Annotated in this window: 17 protein-coding genes; 8 read left to right on the top strand and 9 right to left on the bottom strand. The window is 72.3% G+C overall.

Features of this window, described 5'->3' with window-relative positions; all coding sequences use genetic code 11:
• Positions 1-95: 95 nt before the first annotated feature.
• Both ABZ919_RS09965 and ABZ919_RS09960 read right to left on the bottom strand, forming a co-directional pair.
• On the bottom strand, positions 96-725 hold the full coding sequence (locus tag ABZ919_RS09965) for a TetR/AcrR family transcriptional regulator (RefSeq protein ID WP_361244877.1): 630 nt from the start codon (positions 723-725) through the stop codon (positions 96-98).
• 105 nt (positions 726-830) lie between these two features.
• A complete protein-coding gene (locus tag ABZ919_RS09960) occupies positions 831-2,417 on the bottom strand; it encodes an MFS transporter (RefSeq protein WP_361244874.1) in 1,587 nt (528 codons plus the stop codon).
• Positions 2,418-2,616: 199 nt separating this feature from the next.
• Here ABZ919_RS09960 and panB point away from each other — a divergent pair, with 199 nt between their 5' ends.
• From panB to ABZ919_RS09945, 3 genes are all read left to right on the top strand, one after another.
• The gene (gene panB / locus ABZ919_RS09955; RefSeq protein WP_361244872.1) at positions 2,617-3,510 is read left to right on the top strand and encodes a 3-methyl-2-oxobutanoate hydroxymethyltransferase; all 894 of its coding nucleotides are present in this window, start codon (positions 2,617-2,619) and stop codon (positions 3,508-3,510) included.
• Positions 3,511-3,671: 161 nt separating this feature from the next.
• Positions 3,672-4,697 (top strand): ATP-binding cassette domain-containing protein, encoded by a 1,026-nt coding sequence (locus ABZ919_RS09950; RefSeq protein ID WP_361244870.1) that lies wholly within the window; start codon positions 3,672-3,674, stop codon positions 4,695-4,697.
• Positions 4,694-5,512: an ABC transporter permease gene (locus ABZ919_RS09945; RefSeq protein WP_361244866.1), complete on the top strand. Its 819-nt coding sequence runs from the start codon at positions 4,694-4,696 to the stop codon at positions 5,510-5,512. Before ABZ919_RS09950 ends, ABZ919_RS09945 begins: the two co-directional genes overlap by 4 nt.
• A 13-nt stretch (positions 5,513-5,525) precedes the next feature.
• On the opposite strand, the gene ABZ919_RS09940 is transcribed toward ABZ919_RS09945, so the two are convergent.
• Both ABZ919_RS09940 and ABZ919_RS09935 read right to left on the bottom strand, forming a co-directional pair.
• Positions 5,526-8,792, bottom strand: a complete 3,267-nt coding sequence (locus tag ABZ919_RS09940) for a BTAD domain-containing putative transcriptional regulator (protein WP_361244863.1) — start codon at positions 8,790-8,792, stop codon at positions 5,526-5,528.
• Between the two features lie 14 nt (positions 8,793-8,806).
• The gene (locus ABZ919_RS09935; protein ID WP_361244861.1) at positions 8,807-9,286 is read right to left on the bottom strand and encodes a DUF6578 domain-containing protein; all 480 of its coding nucleotides are present in this window, start codon (positions 9,284-9,286) and stop codon (positions 8,807-8,809) included.
• A gap of 116 nt (positions 9,287-9,402) precedes the next feature.
• Between ABZ919_RS09935 and ABZ919_RS09930 the strand changes: the two genes are divergently transcribed.
• Entirely contained in the window at positions 9,403-10,203 is an 801-nt protein-coding gene (locus ABZ919_RS09930; RefSeq protein WP_361244859.1) for a site-2 protease family protein, read from the top strand.
• Here ABZ919_RS09930 and ABZ919_RS09925 read toward each other — a convergent pair.
• The 3 genes from ABZ919_RS09925 to ABZ919_RS09915 are packed head-to-tail and all read right to left on the bottom strand — an operon-like array spanning position 10,193 to position 12,295.
• On the bottom strand, positions 10,193-10,468 hold the full coding sequence (locus tag ABZ919_RS09925) for a hypothetical protein (protein ID WP_361244856.1): 276 nt from the start codon (positions 10,466-10,468) through the stop codon (positions 10,193-10,195). The genes ABZ919_RS09930 and ABZ919_RS09925 overlap by 11 nt on opposite strands.
• 4 nt (positions 10,469-10,472) lie before the next feature.
• Positions 10,473-11,186 carry an NADPH-dependent F420 reductase gene (npdG, locus tag ABZ919_RS09920; RefSeq protein ID WP_361244854.1) on the bottom strand — a complete coding sequence of 238 codons (714 nt, stop codon included), beginning with the start codon at positions 11,184-11,186 and terminating at the stop codon, positions 10,473-10,475.
• Between the two features lie 35 nt (positions 11,187-11,221).
• Positions 11,222-12,295: a sialidase family protein gene (locus tag ABZ919_RS09915; protein WP_361244852.1), complete on the bottom strand. Its 1,074-nt coding sequence runs from the start codon at positions 12,293-12,295 to the stop codon at positions 11,222-11,224.
• A 161-nt stretch (positions 12,296-12,456) separates the two neighbouring features.
• Here ABZ919_RS09915 and ABZ919_RS09910 point away from each other — a divergent pair, with 161 nt between their 5' ends.
• Positions 12,457-13,053, top strand: coding sequence for a hypothetical protein (locus tag ABZ919_RS09910; RefSeq protein ID WP_361244850.1), 597 nt, complete (start codon positions 12,457-12,459; stop codon positions 13,051-13,053).
• A 386-nt stretch (positions 13,054-13,439) separates the two neighbouring features.
• Positions 13,440-14,726, top strand: coding sequence for an MFS transporter (locus tag ABZ919_RS09905; protein ID WP_361244847.1), 1,287 nt, complete (start codon positions 13,440-13,442; stop codon positions 14,724-14,726).
• Here ABZ919_RS09905 and ABZ919_RS09900 read toward each other — a convergent pair whose 3' ends face one another.
• The gene (locus ABZ919_RS09900) at positions 14,727-14,960 is read right to left on the bottom strand and encodes a hypothetical protein (RefSeq protein ID WP_361244844.1); all 234 of its coding nucleotides are present in this window, start codon (positions 14,958-14,960) and stop codon (positions 14,727-14,729) included.
• A gap of 58 nt (positions 14,961-15,018) precedes the next feature.
• On the opposite strand from ABZ919_RS09900, the gene map reads away from it, so the two are divergent.
• Positions 15,019-15,876 carry a type I methionyl aminopeptidase gene (map, locus tag ABZ919_RS09895; RefSeq protein WP_361244841.1) on the top strand — a complete coding sequence of 286 codons (858 nt, stop codon included), beginning with the start codon at positions 15,019-15,021 and terminating at the stop codon, positions 15,874-15,876.
• A gap of 119 nt (positions 15,877-15,995) precedes the next feature.
• The gene (locus tag ABZ919_RS09890) at positions 15,996-16,643 is read left to right on the top strand and encodes a biliverdin-producing heme oxygenase (protein WP_361244839.1); all 648 of its coding nucleotides are present in this window, start codon (positions 15,996-15,998) and stop codon (positions 16,641-16,643) included.
• Between the two features lie 193 nt (positions 16,644-16,836).
• Here ABZ919_RS09890 and ABZ919_RS09885 read toward each other — a convergent pair whose 3' ends face one another.
• Positions 16,837-17,481 (bottom strand): PhzF family phenazine biosynthesis protein, encoded by a 645-nt coding sequence (locus ABZ919_RS09885; RefSeq protein WP_361244836.1) that lies wholly within the window; start codon positions 17,479-17,481, stop codon positions 16,837-16,839.
• Between the last annotated feature and the right edge of the window lie 248 nt (positions 17,482-17,729).

Raw genomic sequence — 17,729 nt, 5'->3', positions numbered from 1 at the left:
CGGCCGTACGGAAGACGAGGACGAACGAGTGGGGCCCGGGAGTTCCGGTCAGAGCCGGGACAGGTGGGGTCTGTGACGAAACGCGTACATCCGTGCTACGAGGCTGTCGACCTGACGGGCCGTAGGCCTTCCAGCACCGTGTCCACGATCTGCTCCGCGAGGCCCTCGGGCAGGTCCGCGTCGGGACGCAGGACGGATCGCACCAGGATGGGGCCGACGAACAGGTCGTTGGCCAGCTCGGGGTCGACGTCCGGCCGGAGTTCGCCGTCGAGCTGACCGCGGCGCAGGACCTCGACGACCATGTTGCGCCGGGGTGTGATGACGGTGGCGTGGTAAGCGGCCCAGATCTTCGGGCTCTTCTTCATCTGGGCGTGGGCGTTGTGCAGCAGCGCAGAGGTCCTGCTGGCCAGTCCGCGCTGGCGCAGGTTCTCCAGCAGGACCACGAGGTCGTCCCGCATGGAGGTACCGGGGAGCTCCGGGTCAGGGGGTTCGGCGGCGCGTACGACGTCGATGAACAGTTCCTCCTTGCCGCTCCAGCGGCGGTAGATGGTGGCCTTGCCGACGCCGGCCGTGCGCGCGACCTGCTCGATGGAGAGTTCGGCGAGCGGTACGCCGTCCTCCAGGAGCTTCATCACGCCTTCCAGAATGGCCCGTTCCACGGCCTCGCTGCGGGGGCGTCCCCGCACGGGCCCGTCCGGTCGCGGCCGGCTGTCGGCAAGGCTCACGTCGTTCCGTCCTCTCGGTGTGCTGCGGGAATTGTCCCGCAGCGGCCTCCTCCCCCCGTGGTGCCGCGGTCGGACCTCCCTCGAGCAACCGCGGTCGATCCGTCGTCAGTCCGCGGCCGCGACCAGCTCCGCCTCCTGCTCGCCCGTTCGGGCGGCCGGCGGCTTGCCCGGCAGGAACAGGCCCGTCACCACGGCACCGATGAGGGCGACGCCCACACCGCACAGGGCGGTGACGTGCATGGCGTGCAGGAACGCGTCGTCGGCGGGGGCGACCAGGGCCTTGCCCTGCGGGCCGAGCCTGCCGGCGATGCCGAGGGTGGCCTCGATGGACTCGGCGGCCTTGTCGCGCAGGGCGGGCGGCAGCATGCCGAGCTTGCCCTCGATGCCGTTGCGGTACGCCGTGGCGAGCACCGAGCCGAGCACGGCGATGCCGAGCGCGCCACCGACCTGACGGAAGGTGTTGCTGAGCGCGGAGGCGGAGCCCGCCTTCTCGCGCGGCAGCGCCTGCATGATGACGACCGAGGTCGGCGTCATGATGTGCGCCATGCCGGTGCCCATCAGGAAGAAGACGACCTCCAGCAGCCAGATCGGCGTGTCCGCCTCGAAGGTGGCGAACATGGCCAGCGTGGCGGCGATCAGCACCAGGCCGGCGGTCGTGGTGACCTTGTTGCCGAAGCGGTCCACCACCAGCCGGGCGCGCGGCGCGAAGATCAGCTGGGCGCAGGCGAGCGGCAGCATCAGCACGCCGGACTCCAGCGGGGAGTAGCCGCGCACGCTCTGGGTGTAGAAGACACCGAAGAACGTGACGCCCATCAGCGCGAAGAAGACCAGCGCGATGGCGCTCATGGCGGCCGAGAAGACCTTGTTCTTGAAGTAGGTGACGTCCAGCGACGGGTGGTCGCTGCGCTTTTCGAAGACGACGAACGCGGCCAGGACGACGAGACCGGCGATGATGGTCGCCAGCACCTTGGCGTCGGTGAAGTCGGCCAGTTCGCCGCCCTTGATGATGCCGTAGACCAGCAGGACCAGGCCGACGACGGACAGGACGACGCCGACGGGGTCGAGCCGGCCGGGCCTGGGGTCACGGGAGTCGGGCACGAGCCAGGTCATCAGGATCAGCGCGACGATCACGATCGGCACGTTGACGAAGAAGACCGAGCCCCACCAGAAGTGGTCGAGGAGCGCGCCGCCGGTGATCGGGCCGATGGCGATGGCGAGGCCGACGCCGCCGGCCCAGATGCCGATGGCCTTGGGCTGCTCCTCGCGCTCGAAGACGTTCATCAGCACCGCGAGAGTGGCGGGCATGACGAAGGCGGCACCGAGGGCCATCAGCGCGCGGTAGGCGATCAGCTGGTCCGGCGAGCCGGATTCGGCGGCCAGCATGGAGCCGATGCCGAACACCGCGATGCCGCCGAGCAGCACCTTCTTGCGGCCGAGGCGGTCGCCGACGAGGCCGGCGGTGAACAGCAGGCCGGCGAAGACGAGGGTGTAGGCGTTGATCGCCCACTCGATCTGGCCCTGGGAGGCACCGAGGCCGGTCGGTGCGGGGCTGGAGATGGTCTTGATGGCGACGTTGAGGATCGAGTTGTCGAGCACCACGATGAGCAGGCTCAGCATCAGCACGCCGAGGATCGCCCAGCGGCGCCTGTGCACCGCTTCCGGTATCCGGGAGGCAGGAACGGGACTTGTCATGTGTCCGACCCTACGGCCATTTCGATACGGAACCGTCTCGTATCTTATTTTCTTTACCAAGGCCTTACACAGGTTCGGTTTCGGCCATGGGTGGGGATCACAGGGACCCCCTCTGGCCCTGAGTGGCACCAGGTGCCACCATGGAGACGATCCGGGGACGCCGTCAGGGCGCCTCGAGATGACTGAAGGAGCCGTTGCCATGACGCAGCTTTCGGCTGCCCAGAGCGCGCAGACCGCGCAGACCGCGCAGCACAAGTCCTCCGACGGCAGCAAGGCGCTGTACGGGGGGAAGGGCACCCGCCGCATCACCGTCCGCGACATCACGCTCGCCAAGGAGCGGGGCGAGAAGTGGCCCATGCTCACCGCCTACGACGCGATGACCGCGTCCGTCTTCGACGAGTCCGGGATCCCGGTGATCCTGGTCGGCGACTCCGCCGGCAACTGCCACCTCGGGTACGAGACGACCGTGCCCGTCACCCTCGACGAGATGACGATGCTGTCCGCGGCCGTGGTCCGCGGCACGCAGCGTGCGCTGATCGTCGGCGATCTCCCCTTCGGCTCCTACCAGGAGGGCCCGGTGCAGGCGCTGCGCTCGGCGACCCGGCTGGTGAAGGAGGCCGGTGTCGGCGCGGTCAAGCTGGAGGGCGGCGAGCGCTCGCACGAGCAGATCCGGCTGCTGGTGGAGTCCGGCATCCCGGTCATGGCCCACATCGGCCTGACCCCGCAGTCCGTCAACGCCATGGGCTACCGGGTGCAGGGGCGCGGCGAGGAGGCGGCGCAGCAACTGCTGCGCGACGCCAAGGCCGTGCAGGACGCGGGTGCCTTCGCGGTCGTCCTGGAGCTGGTTCCGGCGGAGCTGGCGGCCGAGGTGACGCGGGTGCTGCACATCCCCACGGTCGGGATCGGCGCGGGTCCTCGGACGGACGCGCAGGTGCTGGTGTGGACGGACATGCTCGGCCTGACGTCCGGCCGGGTGCCGAAGTTCGTCAAGAAGTACGCGGACCTGCGTGAGGTCATGGGCGACGCGGTGCGGTCCTTCGCCGAGGACGTCGTCGGCGGAACGTTCCCGCTGGAGGAGCACTCCGTCCACTGAGCCATTGCGGCAACACCCGGGCAGCCCGCCGATCTTCCCCCGTCGGCGGGCTGCCGCTCCGTGGTGCGCCGATGCCCCCGCAGGTCCGCCCCCGGGGGGTGCAGGCGGGCTGTCGGTGCCTTGTCGGTGGTCTGTCGGTGGGCCCTGGCACTGTCTCCCTCATGACACGCATCGATGACAACCCCGTCGGCGGGGGCCACGCCGTGACGGTACGGGGACTGGTCAAGCACTACGGCGAGACCAAGGCGCTGGACGGTGTCGACCTGGACGTGCGCGAGGGCACCGTGATGGGCGTCCTCGGCCCGAACGGCGCCGGCAAGACCACCCTCGTACGGATCCTGTCGACCCTGATCACCCCGGACGCCGGCCGGGCCACCGTGGCCGGGTACGACGTCGTACGGCAGCCGCGGCAGCTGCGCCGGGTGATAGGGCTCACCGGGCAGTACGCCTCCGTCGACGAGAAGCTGCCCGGCTGGGAGAACCTGTACATGATCGGCCGGCTGCTGGATCTGTCCCGCAAGGACGCCCGCGCCCGCGCCGACGAACTGCTGGAGCGGTTCTCCCTGACGGAGGCGGCCAGGCGCCCGGCGAGCACGTACTCCGGCGGTATGCGGCGGCGGCTCGATCTCGCCGCGTCCATGATCGGCCGTCCGGCCGTCCTCTATCTCGACGAGCCGACCACCGGGCTCGACCCCCGCACCCGCAACGAGGTGTGGGACGAGGTGAAGGCGATGGTCGGCGACGGCGTCACCGTGCTGCTGACCACCCAGTACATGGAGGAGGCCGAGCAGCTCGCCTCGGAGCTGACCGTGGTGGACCGCGGGAAGGTCATCGCGACCGGCGGGATCGAGGAGCTGAAGGCCCGCGTCGGCGGGCGCACCCTGAGGGTCCGGCCGGTGGATCCGCTGCAGCTGCGCCCGCTCGCCGCGATGCTGGACGAGCTGGGCATCACCGGGCTCGCGACCACCACCGTGGACCCCGAGTCCGGCACCCTGCTGGTGCCCGTCCTCAGCGACGAGCAGCTGACGGCCGTGGTCGGCGCGGTCACCGCGCGCGGCATCACCATCTCCTCCATCACCACCGAACTGCCCAGCCTGGACGAGGTGTTCCTGTCGCTCACCGGCCATCGCGCCGGTGCGCCGAAGGACGCCGCGCCCGCCGACTCCCGCGAAGAGGTCGCCGTATGAGCGCCGTCACCAGCACCGCCGTACCCACCGCCGACGCCCGGATCCCGCTGCGTGGGCATCTGCGGCACACCGGCGCGCTCATCCGCCGCAACCTGCTCTGGATCCGCCAGGACCCGGAGTCGATGTTCGACGCGCTGCTGATGCCGGTCGTCTTCACGCTGCTGTTCGTGTACGTCTTCGGCGGCTCCATCGGGCAGGCGCTCGGCGGCGGCCAGGGGCAGTACGTGCAGTACGTCATCCCGGGCATGATCGCGATGATGAGCATGACGCTGTCCCAGGGGGTCGGCACCGGGTTCAGCCAGGACTTCAACAGCGGCGTCATGGACCGCTTCCGGACGCTCCCGATCGGCCGCGGGTCGGTGCTCTTCGCGAAGATCGCCGTCGAGCTGGCGCGGATGCTGTTCGCCACGGCCGTGCTGATGGTCGTCGCCGTGCTGGTCGGCTTCCACATCCACCGCTGGGGCGGCCTGTTCGCGACCGTGGGTCTGTCCGCGCTGTTCGCCTCCTCGATCATGTGGGTGTTCCTGACCCTCGGCGTCGTGCTGAAGAACGCGCAGTCCGTGCAGGCGATGGGCTTCCTGGTGCTGTTCCCGCTCCAGTTCGGCTCGTCGATCTTCGCGCCGACCAAGTCGATGCCGGGCTGGCTGCAGCACTTCACCGACTACAACCCGCTGTCCACGCTCGCCGACGCGGCCCGTGGTCTGATGGTCGGCGGACCGGTGGCGCACGACCTGTGGGTGACGGTCATCTGGTCGGTGGCCATCACGGCGGTCATGGGGCCGGTGGCGATCCACAAGTTCCGCACGAAGAGCTGACGTTCGCCGCGCCTCACACCAGGGCGGTGGCCTCCGCGAGGGAGAGGCCACCGCCCTCGGCGTACGCGGCCCGGTAGGCCGGCTCGTCCAGGGACTCCCGGATCCGCTCCTCGACCATGTCGTGGCACCGGCGCTCGACGCCGGAGGGGATGTGGCCGGGCGACAGCAGGGCGTCGGCGGCGCCCAGGCAACGGGCGGCGTCGGCGGCGCGGCCGCCGCCGTCGAGGCGGGCGAGAGCCATGGCCGCGACGCCGAGGCAGAGGGAGTCCATGTGCGGGGAGATGGCCTGGACCAGGGGGTCGCGGGCGAGGTCCAGCGCCCGCGTGGCCTGGTCCAGGGCGTCCTCGGGCCGGCCGTCGAGAGCGTCCAGCCAGGCCTCCTGGGCGAGGATCATGGAGTCGAAGACGGCGAAGTACGCGATGGTGAACTCCTCCCGCAGCAGGCGCAGCTGTTCCCGCGCCTCGGCGGTGCGGTCGGTCAGGCCGAGCCAGCAGGCGAGGAACAGCCGGGCGAAGGGCATCGCCTCGTTGAGGGAGCCGTCCTGGGCCGCGATGACGTCCCGGAGCAGTCGCTCACCGTGCTCCAGGTCCCCCGCGTCCATGAGCACACTGCCCAGGCGCGCCCGGAGGACGGCCGTCTGCCCACGGGCGCCGAGGCGTTCGGCGCACTCGATGGCCTCCCGGTAGTCGGCTGCGGCCTCCCGGTGGGCGCCCTGGCGTTCATGGGCCTCACCGCGGGCGGACAGGGCCTCGGCGGTGCCCCAGGCATCGCCGAGGCGGCGGAAGATCTCCAGCGACTCGTCGGCGTCCCGGGCGGCGTCGCCCGCCCAGGCGGTGCGGTTGGCGAGGATGTTGGCGCGCATCTGCAGGGAGCCGGCCAGCTCCCATTCGAAGCCGGGGGTCTCCCGGCAGGTGAGCACACAGGCGTCGATGACCGTCCGCATCCTGTCCATGCCACCGGTCAGCATCACGGCGAAGAACCACAGCATGCCGGGCGAGCGGCAGACCTGCGGCAGACCGGGCTCGTAGACGCGGGCGACGGCACGCAGCTTGGCCTGCGCCTCGGGGGTCTGCCAGGAGTGCAGTTCGGTGTCCATGCAGGCGAGGTGGGCCAGGTGGATGCCGCGCCGGGCTTCGACGAGGATCTCGCCGGTGTACGGGGGCGGGGCGTCGGTGCAGCGCTGCCACACCGGTTCGGCGCGACGGACGGGTTCGGCGAACGGGTCCGGGCCGAGCGCCATGACCTCCTGGCACCAGGTGCGGGTCTCGATGCGCTGGTCGCGCATCTGCCAGAACCACAGCAGGGACAGCACCAGGCACAGCGCCTCCTGCTCGGCGCGGCCGGCGACGGCGTGCCGCAGCGCGGTGCGCAGGTTCTCGTACTCCAGCTGGAACCGGTCGATGGCGGCGCGCTGTTCGGGGCCGCGCAGCAACGGGTCGGTGGTGCGGGCGAGTTCGCGGTAGTACGTCAGATGGGCGCGCTCGGCCCCGGTACGGTGCCCGGCCTCGTCGAGCCGTTCGCCGGCGTACTCGGCGACGGTCTCCAGCAGCCGGTAGCGCATCCCGCCCTCGGCCGAAGGCGCGGCCACCACCAGGGACTTGTCGACCAGCGAGCCGAGCGCGTCCAGGGCGGCCGGACCGCACACGGCCTCGGCGGCGGTCAGGTCGCAGCCGCCGGCGAAGACGGACAGCCGGGCGAGGACGTCCCGTTCGCCGGCGTCGAGCAGCTCCCAGGACCAGTCCACGACGGCCCGCAGGGTCTGCTGCCGGGGCAGCACGGTGCGGCTGCCGGAGGTGAGCAGCCGGAAACGGTCGTCGAGCCGGTCCGCTATCTGGCGCGGGGACAGCATCCGCAGGCGTGCCGCCGCCAGCTCGATCGCGAGCGGAAGCCCGTCGAGCCGCCGGCAGATCTCGGCGCAGGCCTCCGGATCGTCCCCGACCCGGAATCCGGGCCGGGCCGCCACGCCCCGGTCGGCGAGCAGTCGCAGCGCGACCGGCTCGGGCAGTGGCTCCACCGGACGCACCACCTCCCCCGGCACACCGAGGGGTTCACGGCTGGTGGCGAGGACGGTCAGCTCCGGGCAGCGGGCCAGCAGGCGCTCGGTGAGATGCGCGGCGGCCTCGACGACGTGCTCGCAGTTGTCCAGGACGATCAGCATCCGGCGCCGGGCGCAGTGCTCCACGATCCGCTCGAGGGGGTCGTCGTGCCGGTCGGTGACCGCGCGGATGCTCTCGGCGCCGGCACCGTGCAGCACGGTGTCGCGGGCGCCGATCGCGGTGAGCACGGCCTGCGGCACGGCCTCGGGGTCGTCCACGGGCGCGAGCTCGGCCAGCCACACCCCGTCCCGGACGGTGTGCCGTACCGCCTCGGCGGCCTCCTGGGACAGCCGGGTCTTCCCGGACCCGCCGGGCCCGAGCAGGGTGACCAGACGGGCGGCGGCGAGGTCGGCGCCGATGGCCTCGATGTCGGCCTCCCGCCCGACGAAGGAGGTGAGCCGGGCGGGGAGGTTGCCCAGGGCCGGCGGTCCGGGCGGCGGGGACGGGGGCGGGGGTTCGTCGGTGAGCAGTACGGCGTGCAGGGCGCGCAGTTCGGGGCCCGGGTCGGAGCCGAGCCGGTCCGCGAGCAGCCGGCGTACGTCCTCGTAGGCGGCGAGCGCCTGCGCCGGGCGGCCCGCGTCGCGCAGGGCGCGCAGCCGCAGCGCCTGCAGCGGCTCGTCCAGCGGGTGGTCGTCGCACAGCGCGGCCAGCTCGGGCAGTGACCGTTCGGCGTGCCCGAGGGCGAGGGCGGCGGTGTGCCGGGCGCGCAGCGCGTCGAGCCGGCGGGTCTCCCAGCGGGCCGCCTCGGCGGTGTGGTCGGGCAGGTCCGCGAGCGCGGGGCCGCGCCACAGGGCGAGCGCGTCGTCCAGGACGGCGGCGGCCTTGGCCGGGTCGCCGTCGGCGAGGGCGGCGAGGCCGTCGCCGGTCAGCCGCTCGAAACGAGTGAGGTCGACGTCGTCCGGCGCGGCGGCGAGCCGGTAGCCGCCCTCGGCGGAGGCGACGGCGTCCGCGCCGAGGGCACGGCGCAACCGGCCGACCAGAGCCTGGAGCGCCCCGGCGGCGTCGGCGGGCGGGTCGGCGCCCCACACCTCGTCGACGAGCACGCCCACGGGCACGGTCCGCCCGGCCCGGAGCGCGAGCACGCCCAGCAGGGCACGCAGCCGCGCCCCGCCGACGGGGACGGCCGTGCCGTCGGGGCGGAGTACCTGGGTGGTGCCGAGCAGCCGATAGCGCACGGGGACCATTGTCGCCGGTGCCGTCAGCGGTGGTCACCGGGTTTCGGCGGCGTGCCGTCCGGGACGTCCAGGGTCACGAGGGCGCCGACGGCACGGCGAACCCGGTACGGCACCTCTCGCGGCGGCTGCTCCTCGTCCTCGAACCGGCCGAACCACTTCGGGCAGGCGTCGGCGGGTTCCAGGGTCCGTGCGCCGGCCACGGCCTCCAGGGCGCGTCCGGTCGCCCGGAAGGTCACCGTCCCGGGTTCCGCGCCGGTGGGTTCGACAGGGCGCGGGTCGTGACGGGCCAGGTACTCCTGCCGCACCAGGTCGACGGCGCGCACGCGGCCGACGGTCTCCTCGTCGGGGCCGCCGTGGTTCTCCACCCACGCCTCGGCGCCGTGGCCGTCGCCGTCCCGGACGGCCCCGGACGCGTGGGGGACGAGCTTCCAGACCATCTCGTCGCCCACCGCGAACGGCGTGCCGCAGCATTCCATCTGCCAGTCCTCGTAGAACACCCTCATCCGTGGCATCCCTCCAGGGTCCAGGAACCACGGGGTGGGCACGAGACGTTTCCCCGACGACTGCGCGGCCGGTACGGTCGCACTTCCGACCGTCCCCACCGCACAGGAGCCCGCCGATGACCACCGCCACCACCCGCCGCGGCGAGCGCCGGGTCAGTCCCGTCTTCGTCGGGATCCTGGCCGTGACGGCGGTGACCGGCTGGGCCACCTGGTCGGGGTTCGCGGCGAGGCCGGGCGTCGCGGTCTTCCTGTTCGTGACGGCGGCCTGGATCGTCTCCCTGTGCCTGCACGAGTACGCGCACGCGCGTACGGCCCTGCACAGCGGCGACATCACCGTCGGCGCCAAGGGCTACCTGACGCTGAACCCGCTGAAGTACACCCACGCGCTGCTGAGCATCGTGCTCCCGGTGCTCTTCGTGATCATGGGCGGGATCGGTCTGCCCGGCGGCGCGGTGTTCATCGAGCGCGGCCGGATCAGGGGCCGCTGGCGGCACAGCCTGGTCTCGGCGGCGGGCCCCCTGACGAACGTGCTGTTCGCCGCCGTGTGCACGGCACCTTTCTGGCTGCACGCGCTGGACGGCGTGCCCACCGGCTTCCAGTACGCGCTGGCGTTCCTGGCCCTGCTGCAGGTGACGGCCGCGATCCTGAACTTCCTGCCGGTGCCGGGCCTGGACGGCTACGGCGTCGTCGAGCCCTGGCTGTCGTACCGGGTGAAGCGCCAGGTGGAGCCGTTCGCGCAGTTCGGCCTGCTGTTCGTGTTCGCGCTGCTGTGGGTGCCGTCGGTGAACAACGTCTTCTTCGACCTGGTCGACGCGCTGCTGCGCGACCTGGGCGTGGGTGACTTCCCGCGCTACTGCGGCCAGGAGCTGTACCGCTTCTGGCAGGGCACTCCCGAGATCTGCCAGGTCAGCCCGTGAGGGACTTGCCCTGCCCGGCGCTCCGGCCGCGCTTGACGTAGTACCAGGTCATGTTGGACGTCAGGCCCGCCAGCAGCACCCAGACGATCCCCAGCCAGCTGCCCTGGAGGAAGGAGACGACGGCGGCGGCCACGGAAAGGACGCAGACGACGAGGGTGTAGAGGGCGAGTCGCCGGGTCCGGGCGGGCGGGGGCAAGGCGGGCATTGCGGGAGGCTCCTGTCGGGGACACTGCTCGGAACTGCTTCGCCGACCAGTGTCCCCCATGGCCTCACACGTCCGTGACGCGGAGCCCGGCGTGTGCCTTGTAGCGGCGGTTGACGGAGATCAGGTTCGCGACGAGCGATTCGACCTGGTGGGCGTTGCGCAGCCGCCCGGCGAAGACACCGCGCATGCCGGGGATGCGCCCGGCCAGCGCCTGCACGATCTCCACGTCGGCCCGCTCCTCGCCCAGGACCATCACATCGGTGTCGATCTGCTCGATCTCAGGGTCCTGGAGCAGCACGGCCGACAGGTGGTGGAAGGCGGCGGTGACCCGGGAGTCCGGCAGCAGCGCGGCGGCCTGCTCGGCGGCGCTGCCCTCGTCGGGCCTGAGGGCGTAGGCGCCCTTCTTGTCGAAGCCGAGCGGGTTGACACAGTCCACGACGAGCTTGCCGGCCAGTTCCTCGCGCAGGGCCTTCAGCGTGTCGCCGTGGCCGTCCCACGGCACGGCGACGATCACGATGTCGCTGCGGCGCGCGGTCTCGGAGTTGTCGGCACCCTCGACGCCGTGGCCGAGCTCCTCCGCGGCGACCCGGGCACGCTCGGCGGCCCGGGAGCCGATGATCACCTTCTGGCCGGCCCGGGCGAGCCGGTGGGCGAGGCCCTTGCCCTGCGGTCCGGTGCCGCCGAGCACGCCGACGACGTACCCGGAGACGTCGGGCAGGTCCCAGGGGTCCTTGGCAGGGGCCTTGGCAGGGGTCTGTGCGCTGTCGGTAGAGGTCATGGGGCGAGCCTACGTCCGTGGCGGGAGGAGCATGCTCACGCGAGGCGGCGCACGGGCAGCCGGCGGAAGGTGATGGTCTCGTAGGCGCCGCAGTCCCCGGTCTCGTAGAGGAGTCCCACGGTGTCCCGGTCGACGCGGACCAGGTCGCAGTAGGCGGCGGGCAGCCCGTCGACGGTGAACGCCGGGCGCCAGGTGGTGCCGCCGTCGGTGGAGGCGCGGATCGTCATCCGCGCGCGGCGGGCGGGGTCGGCCGGGCCGGAGTACAGCAGCAGGTCGGGGTCCCGGAGCTGGAGGACGGAGGCCTGGCAGACGGGCGCGGTCAGCCCGGCTTGCGGCCGGAAGGGGGTGAGGAGCGTTCTGCCGCCGTCCTCCGAGTGGGCGTCGGCGCGGTTGCCGGGTGCCGGTGAGTCGTTGCGCGTGTTGAAGTAGATCCGCCCGTCGGGGAGTTCGGCGGCGGTGGTCTCGTTCACGTTGACGTACCCGTCGGTGTTCTCGTCGAGGTACCCGAGGTGCCAGGACTCTCCCCGGTCGTAGCTCAGCAGGCAGTGCCCGCTGTTGTAACGCGGTTCGGCGCCGGTGTCCGTGCCGGTGGGCGGCAGGGTGTGGTTGGCGGGGACGAGGACCCGGCCGGTGCTCAGCTGGAGGGCGTGCCCGGGGGTGGTGGCGTACCAGCGCCAGCCGGGCCGCTTCACCTGCGCGGTGATCTCCCGCGGCGCGGACCAGCTCACCCCGTCGTCGTCACTGTGCTGCACCCACACCCGCCGCCCGTCGGCGTCGTCGACCTGGCCGCGCAGGATGGCGGCCTCGGTGGCGGTGGCGGCGGCCCGGATGTGCACGAGCAGGACGCGGCCGGTGTCGAGGACGACGGGGGCGGGGTTTCCGGCGAGGTCGTCGCCGTTGCTCGCGGCGACCTGGAGCGGCGCCCAGGTGCGGCCGCCGTCCGTGGACCGCTTCAGCACGATGTCGATGTGGCCGTGGTCGGCGGCGGAGTCGACACGGCCCTCGCAGAAGGCGAGCAGCGTGCCGGTCCCGGTGGCGACGACGGCCGGGATGCGGAAGGCGGCGTAGCCCTCGTCTCCGGCGCGGAAGGGGACGGTGACGTCGGCCATCGGGCGGCTCCTCGGGGTCGCAGGGGGACGGGACGGCGACGGGGACGGCAGTAGGGCACGGGGGCCGGTGTGCGTGCGGCGACCGGTGCATGTCCCCAGAGCGGGCGAATTCCGGGTGAACTCCGCGTCACGAGTGACCGGTTGCGGCAGGATGCGGCGGCATGGACGCCGTACGGGTCGCGTTGCTGCGGGAAGTGCTCGCCGGGACCGAGTGGTTGGGGGCCACCCGGAGATTCGCGGGGGTGCTGCGCGGTTCGGTGGTCGCGCACGGGGGCGGGCTGCTGCTGGTGGGCACGCCGGAGTACGAGCCGTGGCACCTGGCGGCGCATCTGGTGGACGAGGCCGCGTGGTCCGGGACACCGGAACTGGCGCCGACCCTGGTACGGCAGCACGCGCGGCCGTCCGACCCGCCTCACCTCGCCGTGGGACCGGGCCGGCTCGAGGCGGCGCGACGCGGTGAGACCCTGCTGGTCGTGGCTCCCTCGGAGCCCGCGCCGCTGCTGGAGCGCGTCCACTCGGCCCGGCGGGCCGGGGCGACGGTACTGGCCCTCGGGCCGGGTGACGGCGACCTCGCGGCCATGGCCCATGACACGCTGGCCGTGCCCGACGGGGCGGAGCTGGACCTGGACACCGTCCAGCACCTGGTCAGCGCGGCGGCCGGCGAGAACGGTGGCTCTCCGAGGGTTCGGCGGGGATTCCGGGACAGGCTGGCAAGACTGGCGGAAGCCCTGACGGCACCGCCGCCGGCCCCCTGGTGAGTTCGCCCACCCACCCGCCCCGGCCGGCTGGACGCTGAACCGCCCAGCGGAGGCACGCACCGAGACCGAGGGAGCCCCACCGCAGGCCGGGCGGGAGCCAGACGGAGCCCGGAGCGCGGGCGAAACAGACCTCGAGGCGTACGAGAGGCGGAGCGCAAGCGGACGAGACAGACCTCGGGCGAGCGCGAGACAGAGCCCGGCGAGCGGACGAGACAGAGCCCGGGGTGAGCGGAAGACAGAGCCGTCGGGTCTGCCGCGCGGCAGCCAGGTTTTAGGGGCGCCCTCCAGCCGGCCGGGACGGGTCGGCGGGTGGGAATCGGGGGCTGCGGCGGGGCCCCGGGCGGCGTGGAGAAAAGCGGTTGCCCTGTGGTGCCGGGCCGCCCAGCATGCCTGGAGTGATCCGCGCCCTCCTCCCCGACCTCGCCCCCTGGAAGACCTCCGCAGACTTTCGCCGGCTCTGGAAGTCGGGGCTGATCAGCAACTTCGGCAGCTTCCTCGCCTTCGTCGCCCTGCCCGTCCAGCTGAAGGACCTCACCGGCTCGGCGGCAGCCGTCGGCGCTGTCGGCGCCGTGGAGCTGCTGCCCCTCATCGTGTGCGGCCTGTACGGCGGCGCCCTCGCCGACGCGCTCGACAAGCGGAAGCTCATCGTGTGGACGGAGGCCGGGCAGGGGGTGCTGAGTGCCGTCCTGCTGCTCAACGCCCTGGCCCCGCAGCCCACCGTCTGGCCGCTGTACGCCGTCGCCGCCCTCTCCTCCGCCCTGGTCTCCGTCCAGCGTCCGGCGCTCGACTCCCTGTGGCCCCGGATCGTCGCCCACGACGACATGCCCGCCGCGGCCTCTTTGAACTCCCTGCGGTGGACCGTCGGCGGAGTCACGGGACCGGCCCTCGCGGGCGTGGTCGTCGCCTACGCGGGCCTCGCCTGGGCGTACGCCGCCGACCTGCTGACCTTCGCCGTCTCGCTGGCGTACATCGTCCGGATCGCCCCCTCCCCCGCCTCCCACGAGGCGTCGAAGCCCTCCGTGCACGCCATTCTCGAAGGCGCCCGGTACGCCTGGAGCCGCAAGGAACTCCTCGGCACCTATGTCGTCGACCTCGCGGCGATGTTCCTGGCCATGCCGCTCGCGGTGCTGCCGTTCCTCGCGGACGAACTGCACGCCGACTGGGCGCTCGGCTTGATGTACGCCACCCTCCCGGCCGGGGCCATGCTGGTGAGCCTGACCAGCGGCTGGGCGTCCCGGATCCACCGGCACGGGCTGATGGTGCTGCTGTCGGCGACGGGCTGGGGCCTCGCGGTCGCGGCCGCCGGTGTGTGCGGGAACGTATGGCTGGTTCTGGTCTTCCTGACCGTCGGCGGCGGCTTCGACATGGTCAGCGGGGTCTTCCGGGCCGCGATGTGGAACCAGACGATCCCGGACGAGCTGCGCGGCCGGCTCGCCGGGATCGAGCTGCTGTCCTACTCGGTCGGCCCGCAGCTCGCCCAGGTCCGGGCCGGCGGCATGGCGGCCTGGGCGGGCGTACGGTCCTCCGTCGTCTCCGGCGGGCTTGCGTGCGCGGGCGCCATGGGGCTGCTCGCGCTGTGCCTGCCGGGGCTCATGAGGTACGACGCCCGCACCAACGAGCACGCGGTACGCATGCGCGAGCGGCGCGCCGCCCCCGTACCCACCGAGGCGTGATCACTCCTCGTCGGCCGGGCCCGCCGCAGGCGCGTCATGCCAGCGCGGGTCGTTCTCCCACTCGAGGTTGCGCTCGGCGGCGGTCTCCATCGCGCGCCGGGCCTCCTGCGGGGAGGCGTACGGCCCGAACCGGTCCTTGCCCGGGCAGTCCGGGCCCTCCTCGACCTTCTTGTGCTCCAGGCAGTAATACCACTCGCCCGGCTTGCCGACGGTGCGCTTCTTGAACAGGGGCATGACCAGCTCCTCTCGCCACGGACATGTTCCCCCATGTCCGCTCGATAGACTCACTGGCATGTCTGGCCAGTCGCTGCTCGTACCAGGGGAGCTGTCCCCCACCCGTCCGGTCCCCGGAAACATCCGCCGCCCCGAGTACGTCGGCAAGCCCGCGCCGGCGCCGTACACCGGGCCGGAGGTGCAGACACCGGAGACCATCGAGGCGATGCGGATCGCCGGCCGTATCGCCGCGCAGGCGATGGAGGAGGCCGCGAAGATCATCGCGCCGGGCGTCACCACGGACCAGCTGGACAAGGTCGCCCACACGTACATGTGCGACCACGGCGCCTACCCCTCCACGCTCGGCTACCGCGGCTTCCCGAAGTCGCTGTGCACCTCGGTCAACGAGGTCATCTGCCACGGCATCCCGGACTCGACGGTCCTGCGGGACGGCGACATCGTCAACCTGGACGTGACGGCGTACATCGGCGGGGTGCACGGCGACAACAACGCCACCTACCTGGTCGGGGACGTGGACGAGGAGTCCCGGCTGCTGGTGGAGCGGACCCGGGAGTCCCTGAACCGTGCGATCAAGGCGGTCAGGCCGGGCCGGCAGATCAACGTCATCGGCCGGGTCATCGAGTCGTACGCCAAGCGGTTCGGCTACGGGGTCGTCCGCGACTTCACCGGCCACGGCATCAGCTCCTCGTTCCACTCGGGTCTGATCATCCCGCACTACGACAGCCCGCACGCGACGACGGTCATGCAGCCGGGCATGACGTTCACGATCGAGCCGATGCTGACGCTGGGCACCCACGAGTACGACATGTGGGACGACGGCTGGACGGTCGTGACGAAGGACCGCAGGCGGACGGCCCAGTTCGAGCACACGCTGGTGGTCACCGAGACGGGTGCGGAGATCCTCACCCTGCCCTGACGCCGCCCGGGACCTCGGCCCGCTCTCCTCGGAGGGCGGGCCTTCTTCGTGCTCCGGATGTTTTACCGACGCCCTGTCGGTAAACTTACCGACAGGGCGTCGGCACATGAGGAGTGTCCATGCAGTCGTTCTCGGCCGTGATCCGCACCGCGTCCCACGAGCAGCACAGGGCGGCGGAGACGTCGTCGTTCATGACCGGCCTGCTCGGCGGCCGGCTGGGCGTGGCCGCCTACGCCCGCTACACGGAGCAGTTGTGGTTCGTGTACGAGGCACTGGAGAGCGGCGCCGAGCGGCTGACGTCGGACCCGGTGGCGGGACCGTTCATCCGGCCCGAGCTGTTCAGGCTGGCCGCGCTGGAGCGGGACCTGGCGCATCTGCGGGGGCCGGACTGGCGGGCGGGCCTGTCCGCCCTGCCGGCCACCAGGGCGTACGCGGACCGGATCCGCGAGTGCGCCGAGCGCCGGCCCAGCGGTTACGTCGCCCACCACTACACCCGCTATCTGGGCGACCTGTCCGGCGGCCAGATCATCCGCGACCGGGCGGAGAAGACCTGGGGCTTCGCGAAGAAGGGCGACGGGGTGCGCTTCTACGTCTTCGAGGGCGTCACCAATCCGGCCGCGTTCAAGCGGAGTTACCGGGAACTGCTGGACGGGATACGGGCGGACGAGCTGGAGAGGCAGCGGATCGTGGCCGAGTGCAAGCTCGCGTTCGCCCTCAACACGGGCGTCTTCCGGGCCCTGGGGGACGAGTTCCCGTTGAGCGCCTAGTGCTGCGCCCGGGAAGGTGTGCCGGAAAGCTCGCGGCGTCCGGTGCCGAGGGCACCTCCCACGCCCTTCAGGCAGCGGGGGAGCATCGCAAGGCGGAGCATCGCCCGCGTACGGGATGTACCAGGGTGAGGCGAGAACGCGGCGAGGTGCCGTGCCGGGCGTCGCGAGCCGGTGAACCCTTCCGGCCGCAGCACTAGCGCTCCAGGAACACCCGCCCGCCGACCTCCACCCATCCGTGCGGCTGGGGTGCGGTCAGGATCTGGGAGCCCTGGCCCTGGGTGATGTTCAGCGCACGGCCCAGCCGGTCGGTGAGGAGGAGGGCGGCCGCCCCGGTGGCCTCGTCCTCGTCGATGCCGTCGTTCCGGCCGGGGAAGGCGCGGGCGCGGATCCGGCCGGCCGCCTCGTCCTCCCAGGCCCACGCGTAGACCCACTCCCCCGGCGGCGGCACGTCGAGGGCGTCGACCTCGGCGGCGGTGCCGTACTGGCGCAGGGTGCGCGGCGGGGCCCACTCCGCCCGGGCCTCGATCCAGCTGAACTCGCCGTCCAGCCGGGCGCCCACCACCCCGGCGGGCGTGACCAGCTCGGGCACGTCGAGCAGCCAGGCGGTGCCGACGCAGGGGTGACCGGCGAAGGGCAGGCGGAGGGTGGGGGTGTAGATGTCGATCACGCCGCGCTCGGGGTCGTCCACGAACACGGTCTCGCTGAAGCCGAGTTTGGCCGCCAGCTCCTGCCGGTCGCTCCGCTCGGGCAGCACCGAGCCGTCGCGCACGACACCGAGTTCGTTGCCGTAGCCGCCGTTCGGTCCGCAGAAGACGCGGAGTACGTCGTAGTCAGTCACGGGGGAATTGAAACATCGCGGCGGCCGCGAACGCGTCCCCGGCGGGGGCGCCGCCGGGGAGCGGTCAGGAGCAGGTGCGGGCCGCTGCGCGGGACAGCGGGCGAGGGCTGCTCCCGATAGGCCGGCAGGAGGCCCTTTTCAGTGTCCCGCGAAGGCGTTTGAGATCTGAATCACGACCCCGGAGGGTATGAGGGAGGTAAGACTCCGGTAAGTTAGGCAAGCCTCACCACACCAGATGCGCGGGAGCC

The sequence above is a fragment of the Streptomyces sp. NPDC046759 genome (assembly GCF_040645475.1).
In the GTDB taxonomy this organism is placed as follows: Bacteria; Actinomycetota; Actinomycetes; order Streptomycetales; family Streptomycetaceae; genus Streptomyces.
Note: the sequence above shows the minus strand (reverse complement) of the source record. Positions and strands in the feature narration are given on the sequence as shown.